Raw genomic sequence first — 4,857 nt, 5'->3', positions numbered from 1 at the left:
CAGGCTTTTGCCATTGCTAAATCAGGACTAATATTTGACGAAACTTACAGAAGTACTTTAGTAAAAAAATAATAGAATTTTACTTGTTTTTTAGCACAGTACTTTGTTGGCAAATCGTTATTTTTTTACTCTCCTAAACCTCCATAGATTGCTTTTCCATTTTTTCGGATAACATAGCCTTTCCAAGCAATTAGTTTATAATCTCCATTAGTCCAATTTCCTTCTGCTGTTTTGTTTAAAATTATCCCTTTGTTTTCAAAAGGAAAGAAAACCTCTGCCGATTTATTCGTGTTATCAAATAATACATAAGCAACATTGCCTTTTGTTTTTGCTCCGTCTTTTAAAGGATTAAGTTTAATGTTTAGGGTAGATAATTCCAAACAGGTCTGTTTTAACTCGGAAAATGATTGTCCGTTTACAAGCAAACATTCAGCTCTTCATTTATCACAATCTACTTTTGTTAAAGGCATTGTGGAAGTATATTTAACGGTATTCACATCCTTAAATTTTGTTCCATCTTCATTCAAATCGCCATAACCTTCAATAAGTTGGTCGTCTTTAATTAAAAATGCCATTTCTCTTGAACTTTCTATTCCTTCTGAATTAAAAGTGTAAGTTCCAATTAACTTGTCGCCATTTAAAGTACCAACGAATTTTCCTTGATTAGCATCTTTTTCAGCATATGCAATATTCAGGATCCCCATCACTTTTTCATTTACTTCGGTAATTTCCATTTGAATATTGTTGCTTTCACTTTTGAAATTATAACAACCAGTTTCTAAAGTTGGTTTTAGGCTTGTTTTTATTACCGGCTTTTCTTCTTCTATTACCGTTTGGTTATCTGTTTTAGTATTGTTTTTACAAGCTACGATGGTAATAAGTGCAAATGTCAATAAGGCTAATTTTTTCATAATTTTTTATTTTTAGATTAATCTGTTTTTATGTTAGTAATACTTCAGACAAGCTACATCCGATTATCTTTTGTTATACACAGGAATAACTTAATATCAATAAACATAAAGTGCTTATTTTTATAGTGAAATTTATTGGCTATTAGCTTTTTTAAATCGCATCATTGATACATTGTCAAGCATTAAATTTAATTTTCCATCTTGGTCAAAACTGTATTTGTTTATTTTTTTAATCATACTCATAAATACTGTTTCTCCTTCGCCACAAAACATCATTGTGGTTGGTCCAGGTTCTCCAAAGGAAATAGAATTGCCAGTTAAAGTATAATCCGCGGAATAGCCGTTACAACTATTATTTCCGCTGACTTTATTAGTTGTTTTGTCGAAATTGATTTTCGGTTTTTTGTCAGGGTATAGTCCTTCGAACGCAATTCGTGGTCCAGAAATGTACTCCAATTCCCAAGCCGTATTGTACAGTTTTTCACTATCGACATTCTTTTGAGTAGCACAAGAAACAATTAGTAATGAAATTAGGGCAACGAGTAAAATTGTTTGTTTTTTCATAATGGGTTGTTTTTAAATTTAAATTTTCCAATAATTGATAAAGCTATCATAATTACAATAGCTATCGTAAAAATTACCGTAATGTTTAATAAAACACTTTCATAACCAATTTCTTTAATATTTAAGAATGGATATGGATAGTAACCAGATATATTTCCTCTTACTATTATAAATACAAGGTATATTGATGGATATATTAACCAATTGAATACAGGTTTAAGCAGTAAGTCTTCTTTTCTAATATTGAAAAACCAATACCCAAGCATAAATAAAGGGATGATGGTATGCAATAATTCATCAACAATATATTGAAGTCCAGTTGGTTCCCATATTTTTCTTAATACTATTTGATAAACCAAGCCTACAATTACTATGAAAGCTGTAATAGCGGTCAGCGTTCCTTTTGCTAAAAATAAATTAAAAGGGAATTTTTTGAATCTGAATACTGATATAGTTAAAAACAGTGCAACTATAATGTTTGTTAGGATGGTAAAAAAACTAAAAAAGCGAATAATCGTTTCTGGAATGTCAGCTTGTCTGTTTTCAAGCATTAAGAAAAACTGTGCAATAATGGCGAACCACCCAATGCTAAATCCAAATATTTCAAATTTTCTCTTCACTTTTTTTAATGTTTGCCAACGGTTTTGTATATGAAAAGTGCGTGCTTGTGTCAGCGGATTTTCGGAACGAAAATCGGATGAAAGCAAGTACGCACTTACTTTTGGTTTAGCACTAAAATAAGCATTTTTTATATACAGTGTTGTAAACAGTTTTTATTGATCCATATCATAAACTTTTAAGTCTATAATAGTATTAGTTTCATCAAATTGGAATATCAATTGTTTTTCACACTTTTCAAAGTGAGGTGAGTCAAGACAAAATCCGATAGAATTACCAATTGTTTCAAATTCAGGATAGCCTAACAATTCAATTATTTCAGTTTTTGTTTTGCCTTTCAGTTCATATGCACTTTGTAGGCTATTCATCATATTCCAACGAAGTAGATAATCATTTTCCAATTCCGTCCAGTTTTTCCATTTTTCAGAGTCAAATTGTTCGTGACTGATATTTCCTTTTAGTACAAATCCGATTAGAATTATCGCTCCAAAAATCAGAACTCCATATTTTACTATTTGCTTTAAGTTCATTTCAAAAAAATAGAGTTGGGATTAAGAAAAAGAATAAAAGCATTATCGGATACCAAATTAAAAGTGGGACGATAGTCCAATACCATTTATGTTTATTTATTAAATCGCTATTCCAAACTAAAATTATACCTACAATAAAGAATAGCCAACCAAAATAAATTCCATAGGGAAAAGATGAGATAATAATTCCAGCTAGTAATATAATTTTACTCGATAATGTCTTTCCGCTATCTTTTTTTGATATGATGTACAAGGATTTTATTTAAATTGTTTACAACGGTTATGTATAAGGTTAGTGGCGTATTTAAGCAACTAATTTAATAAACAAATACTTGCCAGAGATAATTCCGCAGGAATTATCCAAATAAGCTATAACTAGCCATTAATTTTATACGGTGTTAGCCACAGGTATTTATTCCCAATATTCAATTTTTCTGCTCTCAATATAAATTGGAACAAATTTCTTTGAATTATAAAAATGTTCTTTTAGAGAAACAGTTTTCTTAATCCAATTTCCATTATTATCAAATTTGTATTCATTCTTTGTTTCTCTTTTCAATTTAGAGTCTTGATAAGTTTTTTCGTTTGTCGGGTTGTAATATTTGTCAAATTCTGTTACACTTTCTAAAAGTTGTTCTGAATCATCAAAAATACTATAATACTCAATTTTGGATATTCGTCCAGCTTTATAAATGGTAATTGTCTTCATTTTGAAATTGTCAAACCCGTTTATTGATTCCACAATATTTCCATTTTGGTCATATTTGTTTTCAGTTACAGTTTTAATTTCGTTTTCTATTTCTTCTAATAGAATGATGTTTTTGTTTGAATCAAACTTGTAATTATATTTCACAAAAATTGTGTCTCCATTCTCAATTTTAATTTGTTCTTCGATTCTATCAAGTTTCCCAAAAGTTGAATGAAACTCAATGTTCAATGTGTCATTAATTGTTATATTTCTGAATTCAGTTTTTTTTATTGAATCACGTTCAATTAACTCAACCATATTTTCAGGAAAGTTTACACCTTTTGTTATTCTCTTTTGCAAGTAATCATTTGCGTCATAGAAATTTTCTGTTATTTGTTGAGTTTTTCCAAATGTGCCAAAGTATTCTGTGCTTTTTACAAAACCATTTTCAGTAAAGTTCTCTTTTAAATTGATTATTGGCTTTTCTGTTTGATTTTTATCAGAACTTTTAATATTTGCTCTGAATTGGCTAAATTCTTTTACTTTACCAAATAAATTCCTTGTTTCTAAATCAGTTTCAAAATCCGAGTATTTCGGTTGAATATTTAGTTCATTTTTACAACTAATAAAAAGTAGCAAAATTAAAATCAGATGTAATGTTTTTTTCAAATCTCGATGTTGGTTTTACTTGTGGCTAACGGTTTTGTGTATGAAAAGTGCGTGTTTGTGTCAGCGGATTTTCGGAACGAAAATCGGATGAAAGCAAACACGCACTTTCTTTTGATTAAGCACTAAACTACGCATTTTTTATACACAGTGTTGTGCCACGTTTTTTATTTTTTCAATTCCGATAATTTCAGTTAATTCTTTCAGACCTTTTTTGGAAATAATTCTAAACCCTAATTCAATAAACCCAAACCTTAAGATTATAATAAACATAAGTGTCGGAAGTAGAAGTTCAGTTGAGTTTTTAAATCCGTTTTGGATTAACGATATTAAAAATCCAAAAATCGGGAATAGAAAAAGAGTTAATAAAATAATCTTTAAAGTTTTATTTATTTCAATTTCTATAATGCCGTTTTCTTTCTCAAGTTTTCCTTTTAAAACACAAAATCCTCCGTATAGTTTTTTAGAAAGTTTGATTTCAAAATCTGAATTGTTTATTACTCCAATAAAGGTTTGTTTATTCCAGTTAGAAACGAATTGTCCATCAGATAGAGTTTCCTTTTTTAATTCAGAAATTGCTTTTGAACATTCAGTAATTAATGTGATTGAATATTTTTTAATCGGAAAGATTTTCATTCGGTTAACAGTGGTTTTTCAAATGGGGCACAACGTGTTTGTATATGGTTTGTTGCGTGGTTAAGAACGTAATTTAGCAAATAAAAACCGAATAGAAAATCCGCGAGGGTTTTCGTAAGCAGGCAAGAACTAGCAATAAATTATATACGGCTTAAGTTAGCATTTTAATAAAAACACTAAATTAAGGCATATAAATTAGAAAGCACAAAAGAGAGGAATAAGGTTAATATATACGCAGAGACTA

Annotated in this window: 7 protein-coding genes; all 7 read right to left on the bottom strand. The window is 29.3% G+C overall.

The window, feature by feature from the left end; genetic code table 11:
* Nucleotides 1-125 precede the first annotated feature (125 nt).
* On the bottom strand, nt 126-380 hold the full coding sequence (locus IEV77_RS17285) for a hypothetical protein (RefSeq protein ID WP_188467156.1): 255 nt from the start codon (nt 378-380) through the stop codon (nt 126-128).
* A gap of 57 nt (nt 381-437) precedes the next feature.
* Nucleotides 438-911, bottom strand: a complete 474-nt coding sequence (locus tag IEV77_RS17280; protein WP_188467154.1) for a hypothetical protein — start codon at nt 909-911, stop codon at nt 438-440.
* 132 nt (nt 912-1,043) lie between these two features.
* Nucleotides 1,044-1,475 (bottom strand): META domain-containing protein, encoded by a 432-nt coding sequence (locus IEV77_RS17275; RefSeq protein ID WP_188467152.1) that lies wholly within the window; start codon nt 1,473-1,475, stop codon nt 1,044-1,046.
* Entirely contained in the window at nt 1,472-2,095 is a 624-nt protein-coding gene (locus tag IEV77_RS17270; RefSeq protein WP_188467150.1) for a Pr6Pr family membrane protein, read from the bottom strand. Before IEV77_RS17270 ends, IEV77_RS17275 begins: the two co-directional genes overlap by 4 nt.
* 153 nt (nt 2,096-2,248) lie before the next feature.
* A complete protein-coding gene (locus IEV77_RS17265; RefSeq protein ID WP_188467149.1) occupies nt 2,249-2,623 on the bottom strand; it encodes a hypothetical protein in 375 nt (124 codons plus the stop codon).
* A 412-nt stretch (nt 2,624-3,035) separates the two neighbouring features.
* Nucleotides 3,036-3,980 (bottom strand): hypothetical protein, encoded by a 945-nt coding sequence (locus IEV77_RS17260; RefSeq protein ID WP_188467147.1) that lies wholly within the window; start codon nt 3,978-3,980, stop codon nt 3,036-3,038.
* 138 nt (nt 3,981-4,118) lie between these two features.
* Nucleotides 4,119-4,613: a hypothetical protein gene (locus IEV77_RS17255; protein ID WP_188467145.1), complete on the bottom strand. Its 495-nt coding sequence runs from the start codon at nt 4,611-4,613 to the stop codon at nt 4,119-4,121.
* Nucleotides 4,614-4,857: the final 244 nt, after the last annotated feature.

The sequence above is a fragment of the Xanthomarina arctica genome (genome assembly GCF_014638915.1).
GTDB lineage: Bacteria > Bacteroidota > Bacteroidia > Flavobacteriales > Flavobacteriaceae > Xanthomarina > Xanthomarina arctica.
This window is presented reverse-complemented; position numbering and strand designations above follow the sequence as displayed.